This window comes from Mycobacterium ostraviense (assembly GCF_002705925.1).
Lineage (GTDB): Bacteria > Actinomycetota > Actinomycetes > Mycobacteriales > Mycobacteriaceae > Mycobacterium > Mycobacterium ostraviense.
This window is the reverse complement of record NZ_NKRE01000001.1, coordinates 1,970,295-1,988,709: the sequence shown is the minus strand read 5'-3', so window position 1 is coordinate 1,988,709 and position 18,415 is coordinate 1,970,295. Positions and strand designations below refer to the sequence as shown.

Below are 18,415 nucleotides of genomic sequence, written 5' to 3'. Positions count from 1 at the left end.
CAGTCCCGGGCCTGTGCCGCGCCGTCGGCGGCATGCCCGCCCCCGAAACCGACCCCCGCCCCAGATGACTACGGCGCCCAGCGCAGCGCCATGATGCCCAAACGCCGCCGCGCCCGCGCCCAAGACCACGCATACCGGGTGGCCACCGAACGCCGCCACAACCGCACCACCCGCCTGAACCGACGGGCCGAGTCCGCCGCGGATGCCGGACCCGCCCCACCCGACGACGAACCCCCACCCTTCTAGCTGGCCCTCGAATTTGGCTCTGAGCTGGCCGTCCCCTAGACTCTAGGGGTTGCCTTGGGCAGACCTCGGCTGGTGCGCGTAAGCGTCATCGGCCCTGCGTGCCCTTGGGTGGCAAAGACCGCGCACGTCTGGTGTTTGGTGAGCCCTGCCGTGCACACGTCAACCAGGTCAGGAGATCTAGTGATTCAGCAGGAATCGCGGCTCAAGGTCGCCGACAACACCGGCGCCAAGGAGATCTTGTGCATCCGCGTGCTCGGCGGGTCGTCGCGACGCTATGCCGGCATCGGTGACGTCATCGTCGCCACGGTCAAAGACGCGATTCCCGGCGGCAACGTCAAGCGCGGAGACGTCGTCAAGGCCGTCGTCGTGCGCACCGCTAAGGAACGCCGGCGTCCGGACGGCAGCTACATCAAGTTCGACGAGAACGCCGCAGTGATCATCAAGCCCGACAACGACCCACGGGGAACCCGCATCTTCGGGCCGGTCGGGCGGGAACTGCGGGAGAAGCGATTCATGAAGATCATCTCGCTGGCCCCGGAGGTGTTGTAGATGAAGGTCCACAAGGGCGACACCGTGCTGGTGATCTCCGGGAAAGACAAAGGGGCCAAGGGCAAGGTTTTGCAGGCGTACCCGGACCGCAACCGGATCCTGGTCGAGGGCGTCAACCGGATCAAGAAGCACACCGCGGTTTCCACCAACCAACGTGGCGCCAAGTCGGGCGGAATCGTCACCCAGGAGGCCCCGATCCACGTCTCGAACGTGATGGTCGTCGACTCCGACGGCAATCCCACCCGAATCGGCTATCGGGTCGACGAGGAAACAGGCAAGCGGGTCCGCATTTCGAAGCGCAATGGCAAGGACATTTGATGACTACTGCCGAGAAGGTTCAGCCGCGCCTCAAGCAGCGCTACCGCAACGAGATCCGTGACGCGCTGCAGAAGGAGTTCGGCTACCGCAACGTCATGCAGATCCCGACCGTGACCAAGGTCGTGGTCAACATGGGCGTCGGCGAGGCCGCCCGGGACGCCAAGCTGATCAACGGCGCCGTCAACGACCTAGCACTGATCACCGGGCAGCGGCCGGAAATTCGTCGGGCACGTAAGTCCATCGCGCAGTTCAAATTGCGTGAGGGCATGCCCGTCGGCGTACGCGTCACGCTGCGCGGCGACCGGATGTGGGAGTTCCTCGACCGGCTCACCTCGATCGCGCTGCCGCGTATCCGCGACTTCCGTGGATTGTCGCCCAAGCAATTCGACGGCGTGGGCAACTACACCTTCGGGCTGGCCGAGCAATCGGTGTTCCACGAGATCGACGTGGACAAGATCGACCGGGTCCGCGGCATGGACATCAACGTCGTCACCTCGGCGACAACCGACGAGGAAGGGCGAGTGCTGTTGCGGGCCCTCGGCTTTCCCTTCAAGGAGAACTGAGCAGATGGCGAAGAAGGCACTGGTCAACAAGGCCGCACGCAAGCCCAAGTTCGCGGTGCGCGGCTACACCCGATGCAGCAAATGTGGCCGCCCCCGCGCGGTGTTCCGCAAGTTCGGGTTATGCAGGATTTGCCTGCGCGAGATGGCGCATGCGGGTGAGTTACCCGGCGTGCAAAAGAGCAGCTGGTAACCGCGAGGAAGGGTACAGACGCTGTCATGACCATGACCGACCCGATCGCAGACTTCTTGACCCGTCTGCGCAATGCCAATTCGGCGTATCACGACGAGGTGCGGTTGCCGCACTCCAAGATCAAGGCCAACATCGCCCAGATCCTCAAGAACGAGGGCTACATCAGCGACTTCCGCACCGAGGATGCCCGGGTCGGCAAATCGCTGATCGTGCAGCTCAAATACGGGCCCAGCCGGGAGCGCAGCATCGCCGGTTTGCGCCGGGTGTCCAAGCCGGGATTGCGGGTCTACGCGAAATCCACCAATCTGCCGCGGGTGCTGGGCGGCCTGGGTGTGGCGATCATTTCGACCTCCTCGGGCCTGCTCACCGACCGTCAGGCAGCCAGACAGGGCGTGGGCGGCGAAGTCCTCGCATATGTCTGGTGAGAGTGTGGTGAGAGGAAGCAACCATGTCGCGCATTGGTAAGCAACCCATTCCGGTACCCCCCGGAGTCGACGTCACGATCGACGGCCAGAACATCTCCGTCAAGGGGCCGAAAGGCGCCCTGGACATGACCGTCGCCGAGCCAATTACGGTGTCCCGCAACGATGACGGCGCGATCGTCGTCACGCGTCCCAACGATGAGCGGCGCAACCGCTCCCTGCACGGGCTGTCGCGCACCCTGGTGTCCAACCTGGTCACCGGCGTGACGCAGGGATACACCACCAAAATGGAGATCTACGGTGTCGGTTACCGCGTCCAGCTGAAGGGCGCCAATCTCGAATTCGCGCTCGGTTACAGCCACCCGGTGGTCATCGAAGCGCCCGAAGGCATCACGTTCGCGGTCCAGGCGCCGACGAAGTTCACGGTGTCCGGGATCGACAAGCAGAAGGTCGGCCAGATTTCGGCGAATATCCGCCGGCTGCGTCGTCCCGACCCTTACAAGGGCAAGGGCGTGCGCTACGAAGGCGAGCAGATCCGCCGCAAGGTCGGGAAGACAGGTAAGTAGTCATGGCGCAATCACAGGCTGAAACCGCTGCGCGAAAGCCGGTGGGGCAGAACGTATCGGCAACCCGGCGCGTCTCCCGGCTGCGCAGGCACGCACGGCTGCGCAAGAAGATCGCCGGCACCCCGCAGCGTCCCCGGCTGGTGGTGCACCGGTCCGCGCGGCACATTCACGTGCAACTGGTGAACGACCTCAACGGCACCACCCTGGCCGCCGCGTCCTCGATCGAAGCCGATGTGCGTGGTGTCGACGGGGACAAGAAAGCCCGCAGCGTGCGGGTCGGCCAGTTGATCGCCGAACGAGCCAAGGCGGCCGGCATTGACACCGTGGTATTCGACCGCGGCGGCTACAGCTACGGCGGGCGGATCGCGGCGCTGGCCGATGCCGCGCGCGAGAACGGATTGAACTTCTGATGAACGGGAGGACCGCATAATGGCGGAACAGTCGGCTGGCGGGCAAGGCGCCCAAGACAGCCGCGACTCGCGTGACGGCCGGGGCCGGCGCGACAGCGGCCGCGGCGGCCGCGACGGCGACAAGAGCAATTACTTGGAGCGTGTCGTGGCCATCAACCGGGTTTCCAAGGTGGTCAAGGGTGGTCGGCGGTTCAGCTTCACCGCGCTGGTCATCGTTGGCGACGGCAACGGGATGGTCGGCGTCGGCTACGGCAAGGCCAAGGAGGTTCCGGCCGCCATCGCCAAGGGTGTCGAGGAGGCTCGCAAGGGCTTTTTCCGGGTCCCGTTGATCCGCGGCACGATTACCCACCCGGTGCAGGGTGAGGCGGCCGCCGGCGTGGTGCTGTTGCGCCCGGCCAGCCCCGGTACCGGTGTGATCGCCGGTGGCGCCGCCCGTGCGGTGCTGGAATGTGCTGGCGTGCACGACATTCTGGCGAAATCGCTGGGCAGCGACAATGCGATCAACGTGGTGCACGCCACCGTCGCTGCGCTGAAGATGTTGCAGCGTCCTGAGGAAGTCGCCGCCCGGCGCGGTCTGCCGATCGAGGACGTCGCTCCGGCCGGCATGCTCAAGGCGCGGCGCGAAAGTGACGCGCTTGCCGCTGCCGCGGCGCGCGAGGCCCAGACCTCAGGGGCACAACCATGAGCACTCAGCTGAAGATCACCCAGGTGCGCAGCACCATCGGGGCCCGTTGGAAGCAGCGCGAAAGCCTGCGCACCCTGGGTTTGCGGCGGATTCGCCACTCGGTGATTCGCGAGGACAACCCACAGACCCGCGGGCTGATCGCGGTGGTACGGCACCTCGTCGAGGTGGAGTCCACCAACGTAGAGGCGACCGGAGGTAAGACCAAGTGACCATCAAGCTGCACGATCTGCGGCCGGCGCCCGGATCGAAGACCGCACGCACCCGCGTCGGTCGCGGTGAGGGCTCCAAGGGCAAGTCGGCGGGGCGTGGCACCAAGGGCACCAAGGCCCGCCAACAGGTGCCGGTGACCTTCGAGGGCGGGCAGATGCCCATCCACATGCGGTTGCCCAAGCTCAAAGGGTTCCGTAACCGGTTCCGCACCGAGTACGAGATCGTCAACGTCGGCGACATCAACCGGCTGTTCCCGCAGGGCGGCGCCATCGGCGTCGACGACCTGGTCGCCAAGGGAGCGGTCCGCAAGAATGCTCTGGTCAAGGTGCTCGGTGACGGCAAGCTGACCGTCAAGGTCGACCTCACCGCGCACAAGTTCAGCGGCAGCGCGCGCGAGAAGATCACCGCCGCGGGCGGGTCCGCCACCGAGCTCGCGTAGCACCGCGAGCAGACACACAATCGCACCGATCCGCATTCCGGAGTGCGATTCTGTGTCTGCTGGCGCGATCAGCCCAGCCGCGGAATCACCTCGGCGGCAAGGCGTTCCATCTGATCGCGGTTCTGTGCGACGTCGGTGGCCACCGGATTGAGCAGCAGCATCCCGGCGCCCGCGTCGATCACCGCGCGCAGTCCACGGGCGACGTCATCGGGCGTGCCCGCCACCGACACCGAATCGATGCCGGACGTCCGGCCGTAGATGCGGCGCAACCCGCCGAGCGCGCGCTCGCGGGCGCGGTCGCCGTCGTCGTCCACCATCAGATAGACCCGCTTGCCGATGGTGAAGGTTGCCGGATCCTGGTGTTGTTCGGCGAGCTCACGGCGCACGACGGTGACGGCTCGGGCAAAGTCGGCCGTTGTCGACGACCCCGCCCCCAGGAACGCGTCACCGTGGCGCACCGCTCTGGCCAGCGCCGTGGGCGCCCGGCCGCCGAACCAGATCGGCGGGTGTGGTCGCTGCACCGGTTTGGGTGCGACGGGCAGGTCGTCGACGTCGCGGAACCGGCCGTGGAATGTCACCCGCGGCTCGTCGGACCACGCCGCTTTCATCAAGGCCAGACCCTCGGTGAAATATCGGACGTGGGTGGCCTTGTCGACGCCGAAAGCCGCGAATCTGCGGGAACCGCCGCCGGCCCCAATACCGAGATCGAGGCGGCCGTGGCTGAGCCGGTCGACGGCGGTCACCGCCGAGGCCAGCTGCAACGGATCATGCAGCGACGTCACCAGAACACCGACCCCCAGCCGCAGCCGCTCGGTACAGGCAGCCGAATATGCCAGCAGCTCCAACGGCGCCAGCAGCGGTGACTCGCCGACGATCTGCTCGAGCACCCATCCGCCTTCGAACCCCAACTCCTCGGCGCGACCCAGATACGAGCGCAGCCCGGCGGTGTCGAAGTTGTCGTAGTCCAGTTGGGGGATCGCGATGCACAACCGCACACCTTCACCGTACGGTGGCTGCCCGCAGGCTATCGGTAGGCTGGCAAACATGTTTGCCTTACTGTCTTTTCTGCCCGGCGTCGACGACGTGCGCGCCCTGGCTGACCGGGTCGACACCGCGCGCCACCACGGCGTGCCCAACGGCTGCGTGCTCGAATTCAATCTGCGCAACATGCCGGTGGAGACGACCGGTTTCGACCCGCTGACAATCCTGTCCGGACGCGGCCGGCCGATGGCCCTGCGCGACGCCGTCGCCGCGATCCACCGGGCCGCCCAGGATCCACGGGTCGCCGGAATGATTGCGCGCGTCCAGCTTCCACCGTCGCCCGCCGGCGCCGTTCAGGAACTTCGCGAGGCCATCGCGGCCTTCAGCGCCGTCAAGCCGTCGGTGGCCTGGGCGGAAACCTATCCGGGCACGCTGTCCTACTACCTGGCTTCGGCATTCCGCGAGATCTGGCTGCAGCCCTCGGGAAGCGTCGGGCTGATCGGCTTTGCCAGCAACGCGATGTTCTTGCGCGACGCGCTAGACAAGGCCGGTATCGAAGCCGAGATCGTCACGCGAGGTGAATACAAGTCGGCGGCAAACCTTTTCACCGAAGACGGTTACACCGAAGCCCACCGCGAGGCTGTCACCCGGATGTTGGAAAGCCTGCAGAGCCAGGTGTGGCACGAGGTCGCCGAATCGCGCCGCATCGACGTCGACGTACTCAACGAGCTGGCCGACCGGGCTCCGCTGCTACGTGACGAGGCGGTGGCCTCCGGCCTGATCGACCGGATCGGATTCCGCGACGAGGTCTACGCTCGCATGGCGGAACTGATTGGGATAGAAGATGTTTCGCCGGAGTCCGTCGACACCGACGAGAAGCCGCCGCGAATGTACCTGGCCCGCTACGCGGGCACCGCGCGGTCGCGACTAGCGCCGCCGGTACCGTCGATACCCGGCCGCCGAGCCAAGCCGACGATCGCGGTGGTCACCGTGGAAGGCCCGATCGTGAGCGGGCGCGGTGGCCCGCAGGGTCTGCCGTTCGGCCCGTCCAGCGCCGGCGGCGACACCATCGCGGCGGCGCTACGGGAGGTGGCCGCCGACGATTCGATTTCGGCGATCGTGCTGCGGGTGGACAGTCCCGGGGGATCGGTCACCGCGTCGGAGACCATCTGGCGTGAGGTGAAAAGGGCCCGCCGCCGCGGCAAGCCCGTCGTCGCCTCGATGGGTGCGGTCGCCGCCTCCGGCGGCTACTACGTTTCGATGGCCGCAGATGCGATCGTCGCCAATCCCGGCACCATCACCGGTTCCATCGGGGTGATCACCGGGAAACTGGTGGTTCGCGATCTGAAGGACCGGCTGGGAGTCGGGTCGGAAACGTTGCGCACCAACGCCAATGCCGACGCCTGGTCGATAGACGAGCCGTTCACGCCGGAACAGCGGGCCCGGCGGGAGGCGGAGGCCGATCTGTTCTACGGCGACTTCGTGGCGCGCGTCGCCGAGGGCCGCAACCTCAGCACCGAAGCCGTCGACGTGGTGGCCCGTGGCCGGGTCTGGACCGGTGCCGATGCGCTCGAGCGTGGCCTGGTCGACGAACTCGGCGGCTTCCGCGCGGCGGTACGCCGTGCGAAAATCCTGGCGGGCCTCGACGAGGACACCGAGGTTCGACTGGTCAGCTATCCGGGCTCGTCGCTGTTGGACCTGCTACTGCCGCGCATGTCGTCGCGACCGGCGGCGGCTTCGGTACCCGACGCCGTCGGGGCGCTGCTGACTCGCTCGATCGCCGGTGTCGTCGAGGGTATCGAGCAGACGCTCAGCGGTGCCAGCGCGTTATGGCTGGGGCAGTCGCGCCTCTAGGCGGACAAGACGGCGCTGATGAAGATGATCTCGCCGAGTGGGTCGTCGTCATCGGGATCGGGCACCGCAATGCCGGCGCGCCGGAACAGTTCGGCTCGGGTCACCCCCTCGACGTCCCAGCCCTTGGCACTCAGGTAGTCGACGACGTGGTTGCGGTCGCCGGGGTACACCAGCGACGCCATGTCGATGTCTATGCCGTGCTCCCGGAAGGCCGCCGACCTCTCCCGGATCCGGTCGGCATCGAAATCCACTATGCCCGGCACGAATTCGGTGGCGATGGCGCTGCCCGGGACGCTGAGCGCAGCGATGTTGTCGAACAGCCGGTCCTGGGCTTCCGGTGGTAGGTAGATCAGCAGGCCTTCGGCCAACCACGCCGTCGGTGCGGCCGCGTCCAGGCCCGCCGCCCGCAGTGCCGTCGGCCAATCGCCGCGCAGATCGATCGGGATCACCCGCCGAGACGCGGTCGGCTCGGCACCCAGCCGAGCCAACGTGGTTGTCTTGAACTCGGCCACCCGGGGCTGGTCGAGTTCATAGACCACCGTCCCGGCGGGCCACGGCAGCCGGTAGGCGCGCGCGTCCAGGCCGGATGCCAGGATGACCGCTTGCCGGATTCCGCCGCCGGTGGCGTTGCTGAAGTAGTCGTCGAAGTACTTGGTGCGCACCGCCATTCCGTCGACCATTGCCTGTGCCCGGGCCGGCGACACGTCCTGGAAGGCAGTCATATCCAGGTCGCCGTCCATCATCTTGATGAAGAAGTCGACGCCGACGGCCCGCACCAGCGGTTCGGCGAAGGGATCGTTGATCAACCCGCGGGGATCCTTGGTCGCCATCGCGCGGCCCGCGGCGACCATGGTCGCGGTGACACCGACGCTGGAGGCCAGGTCCCAACTGTCGTCGTCGCTGCGTTGTGACTCGCTCCGGGTCATCGGTTCTGCTCCTCAGTGGGCTTCGGGGGACGGGTGGCGCGATAGTAGGTCAGCCGCCCGAAGACACGATGCCGCTGAGAATCGACCTCGGCGCAGTCGAACCCGGCCGCCGTCAAGAGCCGCGGAATCGCATCGCCGAGGTTGCCGGCGCCGTGGTGACCGCGCACGACCAGCCGCGCGGCCAGGCCGTCGCGATCGGTCAGGTCACCCCCCATGTCCACCAGGTGCAGTCGGCCGCCGGGCCGCAGCACCCGGAATGCCTCTGCCGCCGCAGCGGTTTTCGCCGCATCGTCCAAGTGGTGCAGCATCATCGACGACAGCACCCGGTCGAATTCGCCGTCGGGGTAGGGCAGCTGCTGGGCATAACACCGTTCGAAACGAATCCCGGTCAGCCGCGCTGCCTTTCGCTGCGCCCGATGCAATGCCAGCGGGTCGGGATCACACCCGACTAGCTGCGCCGTGGGGTGGGCGTGTTTGACCCTGATCGCCAGATTCCCGGTGCCACAACCTATCTCCAGGACACGATGGTGGTCGCCGATATCGGCCTGCACGATGAGTTTCTGGTAGACCCGGGTGAAGCCGAGCAGCCGGGTCAGTAGGTCGTAGAACGGCAACAGCGCGTCATGGCCGGCGGCCGGGAAGTAGTCATGGCGCTTTCCGAGCTTGCTGACGAAGCGATGCAGATGATCGTGGGCCACGAAGGCCAGGATAAAGCCCTGGCTTTGGGCAGCCCCGCACGGCAACCTTGAACTATGTCGTACGCGATGGCCGGGTCGTACGCGATGGCCGGCAAGCGGGTGTTGATCACGGGTGCATCCTCGGGGGTCGGAGCGGCTCTGGCCAGGCAGTTGGCCGCCCAGGAGGCGGTGGTCGGGCTGATCGCCCGGCGACGGGACCGGCTCGGTGAGGTGCTGGCCGACTGCCGCAGGACCTCGCCGGAGTCGGCGATGTGGGCCGCCGACCTGGGCGACACCCCCGCGGCCGCACGGCTGGCACTACAAGCCTGGCACGCCCTGGGTGGCATCGACGTGCTGGTGAACAACGCGGCAGTACCCAGACGCCGGGCCGTGACGGCGCTGAAGCCGGCTGACGTGGAGGAGGTGATGCGGGTCAACTTCTTCGCCCCGATGCGGATGACGCTGGCGCTGCTGCCGCGGATGCTGGCGAGGCGGTCCGGCGTCATCGTCAATGTGTCGAGCGTCGGCGGACGACTCGGCATCATCCACGAAGCTGCCTATTGCGCAAGCAAATTCGCGCTGTGCGGCTGGAGCGAGGCGATGGCGGTCGACCTGGCGGGCACCGGAGTGTCGGTGAAGCTGATCCAGCCGGGTCCGGTGGACACCGAGATCTGGGACCGGCCGGACAACGACGAACCTCTCTACCGGGGGCCCAAGGTTAGCGCCGACCTGGTGGCCGAGGGCATCGTCGCGGCCATCGGCAGCGACCGGTTCGAGCACTATCTGCCAGAGTTGATGGCTCTCAAAGACGTCGTCGACGCCAAGAACGCCGACCTGGACGCGTTCATCGCCGGCGCGGCGGCCATGACCTGGCAATGAGGGCATTGGTCTACGGCGTGCCACCCGAGCCGTTCGAGGTCCCCGATGATGCCAACGCCCTTACCCAGAACCTGGCCCACAGCCCGACAGGGCTGCGGTTACTGCCCGACCCGCGGTTGCTGCGCCCGGACTGGGTGATCACCCGACCGCGGCTGACCGGCATCTGCGGGTCTGATTCCGCAGATCCTGATGGACTTCGGCGAGCACGACGCCGACAACGCCATGGCCGCATTCTGTTCCTTCCCGCAGGTCATGGGCCACGAGGTGATCGCCGCCGTCGTCGAGCTGGGACCGGAGGCCCGCGGGGTCGAGGTGGGCCAGCGGGTCGTGCTCAATCCGTGGCTCTCCTGCGGGCCACGTGGCATCGAACCGCCGTGTCCGGCCTGCGAAGCCGGCGACTACAGCCTGTGCTGGAGCTTCGCCGACGGCGACATCAAACCCGCAATCCACACCGGGTGTCGGCCGACGTGACCGGCGGCTACGCGGAGCTGATGCCCGCCCACCACAGCATGCTGTTCGCCGCTCCCGACTCGGTTCCCGACGAGGCGGCCGTGTTCGCCGACCCGTTCTCGGTGTCGCTGCATGCGATCACCCGCCATCCGCCGCCGCGCTGCGGCCGGGTGCTGGTGTATGTACGGCGCCGGCTCGCTCGGATTGTGTGCACTGGCGATCCTGCGGGCGCTGTATCCGGACGTGGCGGTGGCCGTCGTCGCCCGATTCCCGGCCCAGGCCGAGCTTGCCTGGCGGTTCGGCGCCGCCAAAGTCGTTGCGCACGAACCACGTCTGGCCATCATCGAGGAACTGGTGTCCTGGAGGTCGACGGTGTCCGCCGGCACGCCATTGCCCACTACCTCGACCTGGTAGTCGCCGGGCGGGTGGACCTGCGTCCCCTGCTGACCCACACCTTCGGACTGGAGCAATGGCGGGATGCCTTCGCTATCGCCGATCAGGGCGCGAACCGCGTCGGCGTTGCGCGCCGGAGTGTTCAGCACCGGGATACCGGCCGCGGTGGCGCCCGCGATGTCGACGTTGTTGGGATCCCCACGGGTGACCGCTACGGCAATCAGGGCCCGCGACCTGGCCGATGTCGCGTACGCATCAGCTGCGGGTGCCGGCCCCCGACCGGCTCGAGCACGATGCCGACGAGGCATGGCGGCGCGGGCCGTTGGCGGCCCTGGGCCAGCTGGCCCCTGCCGCCGCGAAAGCGGTGGCCGTTTCGGCGATGGTGCCGTCGCTGACCGCCGTCGGCTCCGACGGCCGGCCCGTCACCTCGGGACTGCTCTACGGCGACAGCAGGGGCCGCGCACCCGGTGCCGCCCAACAGCCGCTGCCGTCGGTGGGTGAAGCCGCCGAATTTCTGCGCTGGACGGCCGCCGAAGCGCCCGACGCCACCGGCTACTGGCCGGCGCCCGCGGTGGCCAGTAGCCGGTGGCGGGTGAGCCGGTTATCGACTTCGCCACGGCCGTAACGGGTTTGCCGTTGTTCGACTGGTCCGGGTGGAACCCGGCGGCGTGCGCCGACTGCGGGGCCAGTGTCGCGCAGACGCCTCGGGTTGAAACGTTCGGCTCGGCGATCGGTCAGGTCCACGGCACCGACGCGGTGCTGGGAACCGGCGCCATCGACGCCGTGTGTGAGCAGATCGTGGCGGGCGCCGACCACGACGGCGATGTGCTGGTGCTGTGTGGCACCACGCTGATCGTGTGGACGACCATCGCCGAGCCCCGGCACCTGCCGGGCTTGTGGACCATTCCGCACACGGCCGCCGGGAAAAGCCAGATCGGCGGGGCCAGCAACGCGGGGGGCTTGTTCCTCGGCTGGGTGGATCGCGTTGTGGCACCGGGTGATCCGGCTGCCGCCGATCCACGCCGGGTACCGGTCTGGCTGCCTTACATTCGTGGCGAACGCACGCCGTTCCATGATCCCGACCGCCGGGCGCTGCTCGACGGCCTGGACCTCACCCAGGACCCCGCGTCGGTTCGGCGGGCGGCCTTCGAAGCATCGGGCTTCGTGGTTCGTCGGCTCATCGAGTTGAGCGGGGCGCCGGCCTTGCGGCTCGTCGCATCCGGTGGCGGCACCCGCGTCCAGCCCTGGCTGCAGGCCATCGCCGAGGCGACCGGCCGGCCGGTGCAGGTGGCCCGCGTGGCCGAGGGAGCCGCTCTGGGCGCGGCTTTCCTGGGGCGCATGGCGGCCGGTCTGGAGTCGTCGATCACCGACGCCGCCCGCTGGGCCTCGATCGAGCGGGCCGTGGAACCCCGTCCGGAGTGGATCGGTCCGACCAAAGAGCGCTATCGGCGGTTCCTGGAGCTCAGTGGATCAAAGTTGGCCTAGCGGGTGGCGCGATACCGGGTATGTCGTTCTAGGCTTATGCAATGACAGACCACGACCAGACTGCCGTCCGCCGCGAGATCGCAGATGCCTTGTACGCCGCACTTGAACGTCGGCACGAGGTCGCCGACGCCATCGTCGAGGCCGAGAACAAAGCGGCCGCGGTCGAGGCGATCGTGACGCTGCTGGGCACCTCGCATGTGGCCGCCGAAGCGGTGATGAGCATGTCCTTCGACCAGCTCACCCAGGATGCTCGCAAGCAGATCCTGGCCGAACTCGAAGACCTGAACCAACAGCTGACTTTTGCCGCGAAAGATCGTCCCGCGAGCTTCGGCGAGAGCCTGGAGCTGCGGCCCTTCTGCGCCGACGAAGACCGCGACATCTTCGCCGCACGCACCGAGGAAATGGGTGCGGCCGGCGACGGGTCCGGCGGGCCCGCCGGCAATCTCGATGACGAGATCAACGCAGCGCTGAGCAGAGTCGACGACGAGGAGGCCGCCTGGTTCGTCGCCGTCGATTCCGGGCAGAAGGTCGGCATGGTGTTCGGCGAACTCGTCCACGGCGAGGTAGACGTCCGGATCTGGATACACCCCGAGCACCGTAAGAAGGGTTACGGCACAGCGGCATTGCGCAAGTCCCGGTCGGAGATGGCGTGGGCGTTCCCGGCCGTTCCCATGGTCGTCCGCGCGCCGGCGGCCCATCCGGCCTAGTGGTTAACGCGTTGCGGTGACGGCAACGATGTCGCCGAGCTGCGACATGTCGTCGTCGGGTAAGACGCGACCGTAATCGGTGAACAACTCTCGGCGTGGCCGGGTGCCCACCTGCCAGCCCCGGCCGGTCAGGTACTCCACGACGTTGCTGCGCTCGCCGTCGTAGAACAGTCCCGACAAGTCGATATCGCAGCCCAAGGTGGCCCACCGCTGGTTGAACTCCTGGGCACGCTGCGCCATCGTCGATCCGGCGTCGGGATGGTACTCGGTGGCCAGCCTGCTTCCGGGCGCGCTCAGCTCGGTGATGTTGTCGAACAGCCGGTCCTGGGCGTCGGGCGGAAGGTACATCAGCAGGCCCTCCGCGCTCCAGGCCGTCGGTTTCGTGCCGTCGAATCCCTTGTGACGCAGGGCATTCGGCCAGTCGTCGCGTAGGTCGATGCTGACCGTTCGGCGCCGTGCCGCGGGGACGGCGCCCAGTGCCGACATGGTGCTGCTCTTGAACTCGACAACCGCGGGCTGATCGACTTCGTAGACCACATTGTCACCCGGCCAGGACAACCGGTAGGCCCGGGCGTCGAGGCCGGCAGCCAAAATGACGCATTGCCGAAGCCCGTCGCGGGCGGCATGGCGGAAGTATTCGTCGAAGAATCGGGTGCGCACCGCGATCGACTCCGTGATGACCTGCAATTCGCGGTCGGATTCCTCGTCACGGGGTATGCCGCCGTCGACCAGGCGAGCGAAGAAGTCGAGGCCGACCGCGCGCACCAGCGGTGCGGCAAACGGGTCGTCGATGATCGGGTCGGCCGCCACGGACGCCAGCGCGCGGGCGGCGGCGACCATCGTCGCGGTGGCGCCGACGCTGGATGCCAAATCCCAGCTGTCGCCGGGGGATCGGGATGAGTCGATTGCCATGTTTTTCAGTTTCAGCTCGCGTCGATGTGCAGGACTGCCAAGACAGTGTGGCCTCAGCCCCCGAATTCGGCTGAGAGGTAGACCACCTCGCCGAAGGGCGCGTCGTCGCCGTCGACGGGCGGCAGTCCATGTCGGGCGAACAGCTCGGTGTTGCTCACCCCGGTGATCCGCCAACCATGGGCGGCCAGATACGTGCCCGCGTCGGTGCGCTCGTCGAAATACAGCAGAGCCGCCATGTCGAGATCGAAGCCGTGGCGATTCCACCGCTCATTCTGGCGCCGCATGCGCCGTCGCAGCTCTTCTCGGTTCAGATCGTTGACGTCGAGCAGACCCTCGGTGGCGAACCGGCTGCCCGGTGCGCTGTGGGCGGTGACCTGATCCAGCAGCCGGTCCTGGGCCTGCGCCGGCAGGTAACCCAGCAGCCCTTCTGCGGACCAGGCAGTTGGCTGGGCCGGGTCGAAGCCGGCTTCGCGCAATGCCGCCGGCCAGTCGTCACGCAAGTCGACCGCTACCGGGCGCCGATCGGCCGTTGGCTGGGCACCCAGACCGGCCAGCGTCGCGGTCTTGAACTCGATCACCCGCGGCTGGTCGACTTCGAACACGGTGGCACCGGCCGGCCAGGGCAGCCGGTAAGCGCGGGAATCCAGACCGGATGCCAGGATGACGGCTCGGCGGATGCCGACCCGGGTTGCGTCGCCGAAGAAGTCGTCGAAGAACCTGGTGCGCACGGTCATAGCGTTGGCGAAGTGCTGGATGCCGTCGGCCGTGTCGTCATCGAGGTCGGCGGTACTCAGCTCGCCACTGGCGACGCGGCTGAAGAAGTCGACGCCGACCGCTTTGACCAGCGGCTCGGCGAAGTGGTCGCTGGCAATGGCTCCGGCGCCGGTGGCGTCCCGGCAGGCCGCCGCGCGTGCGGCCGCCACCATGGTGGCCGTCAAACCCACGCTAGAAGCCAAATCCCAGGTGTCGCCCTCGAAGCGCGCGCTACCTAATTGCGTCATCCGTTTGCCCTCCGCCGGCCTCTCATTGATATTTAGCAAATATAACGAACTACCAAGACTGTACGCCTCACCCGGCGCCGCCACGGCCACCCTGGCAAGTCCCGCACACATCAGCTGTTAATCTCGTAACGGTTTGACGCGCTGTAGATAATGCGGCCGTACGTCCTGGCCTGCGAGTGTTGGGCGCGTAATGCAGGATGACCCCCGCTGCGCAGGAGGAAGTAGTGCTTTCGGCTTTCATCTCATCGCTGCGTACGGTCGACCTGAGACGGAAGATCCTCTTCACGCTGGGCATCGTGGTGCTGTACCGGGTCGGCGCCTCACTGCCGTCTCCGGGCGTCGACTTTCCGCACGTTCAGCAGTGCATCAAACAGGCCAGCAGCGGCGAAGCTGGACAGATCTACTCGCTGATCAACCTGTTCTCCGGCGGCGCGCTGCTCAAGCTCACGGTGTTCGCGGTCGGGGTGATGCCCTACATCACCGCCAGCATCATCGTGCAGCTGCTGACCGTCGTCATCCCCAGGTTCGAGGAACTGCGTAAGGAAGGCCAGTCCGGTCAGGCCAAGATGACGCAGTACACCCGTTATCTGGCGATCGCGCTGGCGATTCTGCAGGCCACCAGCATCGTGGCGCTGGCGGCCAACGACCAGCTGCTGCAAGGCTGCCGCGAGAAAATCATCGCCGACGACAGCATATTCACCCTGGTCGTCATCGTGCTGGTGATGACCAGTGGCGCGGCGCTGGTGATGTGGATGGGCGAGTTGATCACCGAACGCGGCATCGGCAACGGCATGTCGCTGCTGATCTTCGTCGGCATTGCCGCCCGCATTTATCCCGAAGGACATGACATCCTGGAAAGCCGCGGCGGCGCGGTCTTCGCCGCGGTCTGCGTGGCCACGCTGATCATCATCGTCGGCGTGGTTTTCGTCGAGCAGGGCCAGCGCCGCATCCCGGTGCAATACGCCAAACGGATGGTGGGCCGGCGGATGTACGGCGGAACGTCGACGTATCTGCCGCTCAAGGTCAACCAGGCCGGCGTCATCCCGGTCATCTTTGCTTCGTCGCTGATCTACATTCCGCACCTGATCACTCAGCTGGTCCGCAGCGGCACCGGGGGTCTCGGCCGTGGCTGGTGGGACAAGTTCGTCGCCACCTACCTGTCCGACCCCAGCAACATCGGCTATATCGCCATCTACTTCGGCCTGATCATCTTCTTCACCTATTTCTATGTGTCGATCACGTTCAATCCCGACGAGCGTGCCGATGAGATGAAAAAGTTCGGCGGCTTCATTCCAGGCATTCGTCCGGGCCGCCCGACCGCTGATTATCTGCGTTATGTGCTGAGCCGGATTACCCTGCCGGGTTCGATCTATCTTGGCGTGATCGCCGTGTTGCCCAATCTGTTCCTGCAGATCGGCGCCAGCGGCGGAGTTCAGAACCTACCCTTCGGGGGTACCGCGGTTCTGATCATGATCGGCGTCGGTTTGGATACGGTCAAACAGATCGAGAGTCAGCTCATGCAGCGCAACTACGAAGGGTTCCTCAAGTGAGAGTCGTTTTGCTGGGACCGCCCGGGGCGGGCAAGGGGACGCAAGCCCAAAAGCTGGCCGAAAAGCTGGGGATCCCGCAGATCTCCACCGGCGAGCTGTTCCGGCGAAACATCGAAGACGGCACCAAGCTGGGCATCGAGGCCAAGCGGTACCTGAGCGCCGGTGACCTGGTGCCGTCCGATCTGACCAACGAACTCGTCGACGATCGATTGAACAACCCCGACGCGGCCAACGGATTCATCCTGGACGGATACCCACGCTCGGTGGAACAGGCCAAGGCGCTGCACGAGATGCTCGAACGCCGGGGGACCGACATCGATGCCGTGCTGGAGTTCCGGGTGTCGGAGGAGGTGTTGCTGGAGCGGCTCAAAGGCCGTGGCCGCGCCGACGACACCGACGAGGTGATCCTCAACCGGATGAAGGTGTACCGCGACGAGACCGCGCCGCTGCTGGAGTACTACAGCAGCCAACTCAAGACCGTCGACGCGGTTGGCACCATGGACGAAGTGTTCGCTCGCGCGTTGCAGGCCCTGGGGAAGTAGCCATGCGTGCCCTGGCACGGTTGCGGGGCCGCAAAGTCGTGCCACAACGCACCGCCGGCGAGCTTGACGCGATGGCCGCGGCGGGCTCCGTCGTGGCTGCGGCCCTGCGAGCCGTCCGCGCGGCGGCAGTCGCCGGGGTGTCGAGCCTGAGCCTCGACGACATCGCCGAGACGGTGATCCGCGAAGCCGGTGCTACCCCGTCGTTCCTGGGCTATCACGGCTACCCGGCGTCGATCTGCGTCTCGGTCAATGACCGGGTGGTCCACGGCATTCCGTCCGCCGCCGAAATCCTGGCCGCCGGCGACCTGGTTTCGGTCGACTGCGGAGCGGTCCTGGACGGCTGGCACGGCGACGCGGCAATAACCTTCGGAGTCGGACCGCTCAGTCCGGCCGACGAAGCCCTGTCGGAAGCGACCCTGGCCTCACTGGAGGCCGGAATCAAGGCGATGGTGGTCGGTAATCGGCTGACCGACGTCTCGCATGCCATCGAGCGGGGTACCCGTAGCGCCGAGACCCGCTACGGCCGTTCGTTCGGAATCGTCGACGGGTACGGCGGCCACGGGATCGGCCGGCAGATGCACATGGATCCATTCTTGCCCAATGAAGGCGCTCCCGGGCGCGGGCCGGTGCTGGTCGCGGGCTCGGTCCTGGCCATCGAACCGATGCTGACTCTTGGCACCGGCAGGACCGTGGTGCTCGACGACAACTGGACGGTCACTACTGCCGACGGATCGCGTGCGGCACACTGGGAGCACACAGTTGCGGTAACCGAGGATGGGCCCCGAATCCTGACCTTTGGTTAGACGGCTGAACCAAACACCTACTCGACTCGTGTCAGAAGCGGGAGGTGATCGAGTGGGTCGGGTGGCCGGCACTCGGGCGGCGTCCGGGGCTACCGAGGCCGCGCTGATGAAGGCGCTCTACGACGAGCATGCCGCGGTGTTGTGGCGTTATGCGTTGCGGTTGACCGGCGACGCGAGCCAGGCCGAGGACGTCGTGCAGGAGACATTGTTGCGGGCGTGGCAGCACCCGGAAGTGATAGGTGATACCGAGCGGTCGGCGCGGGCGTGGTTGTTCACTGTCGCGCGCAACATGATCATCGACGATCGGCGCAGCGCACGGTCGCGCAATGTCGTCGGCTCCACCGACGAATCGGGCGCACCCGAGCAGTCCGTGCCCGACGAGGTGAACGCGGCGCTGGACCGGTTGCTGATCGCCGAGGCGATGGCTCACCTGTCCCACGAGCACCGGGCCGTGATCGAGCGGTCCTACTATCGTGGATTTACCACCGCGCAGATTGCCGGCGACCTGGGAATCGCCGAAGGGACCGTCAAGTCGCGACTTCACTACGCGGTGCGGGCACTGCGGCTCGGTTTGCAGGAACTTGGGGTGACGCGATGACGACTGTTCACGGACTCATCTGGGCGGCCGTCCGCTCCGAATACTTGGGGGTGACAGGA

The 18,415-nt window shown here is 66.9% G+C and carries 22 protein-coding genes and 4 pseudogenes; 20 read left to right on the top strand and 6 right to left on the bottom strand.

Annotation, left to right across the window (positions count from 1 at the left end; all coding sequences use genetic code 11):
• The 11 genes and pseudogenes from CDN38_RS29970 to rplO form a co-directional block, all read left to right on the top strand.
• A pseudogene (locus CDN38_RS29970) lies at nt 1-246 on the top strand (hypothetical protein); the annotation flags it as partial.
• A gap of 180 nt (nt 247-426) precedes the next feature.
• Nucleotides 427-795: a 50S ribosomal protein L14 gene (rplN, locus tag CDN38_RS08980; RefSeq protein ID WP_023370951.1), complete on the top strand. Its 369-nt coding sequence runs from the start codon at nt 427-429 to the stop codon at nt 793-795.
• On the top strand, nt 796-1,113 hold the full coding sequence (rplX, locus tag CDN38_RS08975; protein ID WP_075510879.1) for a 50S ribosomal protein L24: 318 nt from the start codon (nt 796-798) through the stop codon (nt 1,111-1,113). It abuts the gene before it with no gap.
• On the top strand, nt 1,113-1,676 hold the full coding sequence (gene rplE, locus CDN38_RS08970; RefSeq protein WP_075510880.1) for a 50S ribosomal protein L5: 564 nt from the start codon (nt 1,113-1,115) through the stop codon (nt 1,674-1,676). Before rplX ends, rplE begins: the two co-directional genes overlap by 1 nt.
• A gap of 4 nt (nt 1,677-1,680) precedes the next feature.
• Complete coding sequence (locus CDN38_RS08965) at nt 1,681-1,866, top strand: type Z 30S ribosomal protein S14 (RefSeq protein WP_011739072.1); 186 nt, start codon at nt 1,681-1,683, stop codon at nt 1,864-1,866.
• A gap of 26 nt (nt 1,867-1,892) precedes the next feature.
• Entirely contained in the window at nt 1,893-2,291 is a 399-nt protein-coding gene (rpsH, locus tag CDN38_RS08960; protein ID WP_023370958.1) for a 30S ribosomal protein S8, read from the top strand.
• 23 nt (nt 2,292-2,314) lie between these two features.
• The gene (gene rplF, locus CDN38_RS08955; RefSeq protein WP_023370960.1) at nt 2,315-2,854 is read left to right on the top strand and encodes a 50S ribosomal protein L6; all 540 of its coding nucleotides are present in this window, start codon (nt 2,315-2,317) and stop codon (nt 2,852-2,854) included.
• 41 nt (nt 2,855-2,895) lie between these two features.
• Nucleotides 2,896-3,264, top strand: a complete 369-nt coding sequence (gene rplR, locus CDN38_RS08950) for a 50S ribosomal protein L18 (protein ID WP_139829459.1) — start codon at nt 2,896-2,898, stop codon at nt 3,262-3,264.
• 19 nt (nt 3,265-3,283) lie between these two features.
• Nucleotides 3,284-3,949, top strand: coding sequence for a 30S ribosomal protein S5 (gene rpsE, locus CDN38_RS08945; protein ID WP_099318908.1), 666 nt, complete (start codon nt 3,284-3,286; stop codon nt 3,947-3,949).
• A complete protein-coding gene (gene rpmD, locus CDN38_RS08940) occupies nt 3,946-4,158 on the top strand; it encodes a 50S ribosomal protein L30 (RefSeq protein WP_075510882.1) in 213 nt (70 codons plus the stop codon). The genes rpsE and rpmD overlap by 4 nt, the downstream gene beginning before the upstream one ends.
• Nucleotides 4,155-4,598: a 50S ribosomal protein L15 gene (gene rplO / locus CDN38_RS08935; RefSeq protein WP_075510883.1), complete on the top strand. Its 444-nt coding sequence runs from the start codon at nt 4,155-4,157 to the stop codon at nt 4,596-4,598. Before rpmD ends, rplO begins: the two co-directional genes overlap by 4 nt.
• A 68-nt stretch (nt 4,599-4,666) precedes the next feature.
• Here rplO and CDN38_RS08930 read toward each other — a convergent pair whose 3' ends face one another.
• On the bottom strand, nt 4,667-5,593 hold the full coding sequence (locus CDN38_RS08930) for an LLM class flavin-dependent oxidoreductase (RefSeq protein WP_075511011.1): 927 nt from the start codon (nt 5,591-5,593) through the stop codon (nt 4,667-4,669).
• A 49-nt stretch (nt 5,594-5,642) separates the two neighbouring features.
• Between CDN38_RS08930 and sppA the strand changes: the two genes are divergently transcribed.
• Nucleotides 5,643-7,433, top strand: coding sequence for a signal peptide peptidase SppA (gene sppA, locus CDN38_RS08925; RefSeq protein WP_075510884.1), 1,791 nt, complete (start codon nt 5,643-5,645; stop codon nt 7,431-7,433).
• On the opposite strand, the gene CDN38_RS08920 is transcribed toward sppA, so the two are convergent.
• Entirely contained in the window at nt 7,430-8,359 is a 930-nt protein-coding gene (locus CDN38_RS08920; RefSeq protein ID WP_075510885.1) for a class I SAM-dependent methyltransferase, read from the bottom strand. The genes sppA and CDN38_RS08920 overlap by 4 nt on opposite strands.
• Nucleotides 8,356-9,057, bottom strand: a complete 702-nt coding sequence (locus CDN38_RS08915) for a class I SAM-dependent methyltransferase (RefSeq protein ID WP_075510886.1) — start codon at nt 9,055-9,057, stop codon at nt 8,356-8,358. Before CDN38_RS08915 ends, CDN38_RS08920 begins: the two co-directional genes overlap by 4 nt.
• Before the next feature lie 84 nt (nt 9,058-9,141).
• Between CDN38_RS08915 and CDN38_RS08910 the strand changes: the two genes are divergently transcribed.
• Nucleotides 9,142-9,915, top strand: a complete 774-nt coding sequence (locus tag CDN38_RS08910; RefSeq protein WP_075511012.1) for an SDR family NAD(P)-dependent oxidoreductase — start codon at nt 9,142-9,144, stop codon at nt 9,913-9,915.
• Nucleotides 9,912-10,910 (top strand): annotated as a pseudogene (locus tag CDN38_RS08905) (alcohol dehydrogenase catalytic domain-containing protein); the annotation flags it as partial. The gene CDN38_RS08910 and the pseudogene CDN38_RS08905, both read left to right, overlap by 4 nt.
• On the opposite strand, the pseudogene CDN38_RS08900 reads toward CDN38_RS08905, so the two are convergent.
• Nucleotides 10,872-10,976: pseudogene (locus CDN38_RS08900) on the bottom strand (3-phosphoglycerate dehydrogenase); the annotation flags it as partial. The pseudogenes CDN38_RS08905 and CDN38_RS08900 overlap by 39 nt on opposite strands.
• Before the next feature lie 35 nt (nt 10,977-11,011).
• Here CDN38_RS08900 and CDN38_RS08895 point away from each other — a divergent pair.
• Nucleotides 11,012-12,243, top strand: a pseudogene (locus CDN38_RS08895) (xylulokinase); the annotation flags it as partial.
• 41 nt (nt 12,244-12,284) lie between these two features.
• Nucleotides 12,285-12,950, top strand: coding sequence for a GNAT family N-acetyltransferase (locus tag CDN38_RS08890; protein WP_075510889.1), 666 nt, complete (start codon nt 12,285-12,287; stop codon nt 12,948-12,950).
• Nucleotides 12,951-12,953: 3 nt separating this feature from the next.
• Here the strand turns inward: CDN38_RS08890 and CDN38_RS08885 are convergent, their stop codons facing one another.
• On the bottom strand, nt 12,954-13,862 hold the full coding sequence (locus tag CDN38_RS08885; RefSeq protein ID WP_075510890.1) for an SAM-dependent methyltransferase: 909 nt from the start codon (nt 13,860-13,862) through the stop codon (nt 12,954-12,956).
• A gap of 53 nt (nt 13,863-13,915) precedes the next feature.
• Nucleotides 13,916-14,863: an SAM-dependent methyltransferase gene (locus tag CDN38_RS08880; RefSeq protein WP_075510891.1), complete on the bottom strand. Its 948-nt coding sequence runs from the start codon at nt 14,861-14,863 to the stop codon at nt 13,916-13,918.
• 224 nt (nt 14,864-15,087) lie between these two features.
• Here CDN38_RS08880 and secY point away from each other — a divergent pair, with 224 nt between their 5' ends.
• From secY to CDN38_RS08860, 4 genes are read left to right on the top strand one after another with little or no spacing between them, the layout of a single operon-like run.
• Nucleotides 15,088-16,413, top strand: a complete 1,326-nt coding sequence (gene secY / locus CDN38_RS08875; protein WP_075511013.1) for a preprotein translocase subunit SecY — start codon at nt 15,088-15,090, stop codon at nt 16,411-16,413.
• Nucleotides 16,410-16,955: an adenylate kinase gene (locus CDN38_RS08870; protein ID WP_075510892.1), complete on the top strand. Its 546-nt coding sequence runs from the start codon at nt 16,410-16,412 to the stop codon at nt 16,953-16,955. Before secY ends, CDN38_RS08870 begins: the two co-directional genes overlap by 4 nt.
• A 2-nt stretch (nt 16,956-16,957) precedes the next feature.
• Nucleotides 16,958-17,758, top strand: coding sequence for a type I methionyl aminopeptidase (gene map, locus CDN38_RS08865; protein WP_075510893.1), 801 nt, complete (start codon nt 16,958-16,960; stop codon nt 17,756-17,758).
• Between the two features lie 52 nt (nt 17,759-17,810).
• Nucleotides 17,811-18,356: a sigma-70 family RNA polymerase sigma factor gene (locus CDN38_RS08860; protein WP_082277140.1), complete on the top strand. Its 546-nt coding sequence runs from the start codon at nt 17,811-17,813 to the stop codon at nt 18,354-18,356.
• The last annotated feature ends 59 nt before the right edge of the window (nt 18,357-18,415 follow it).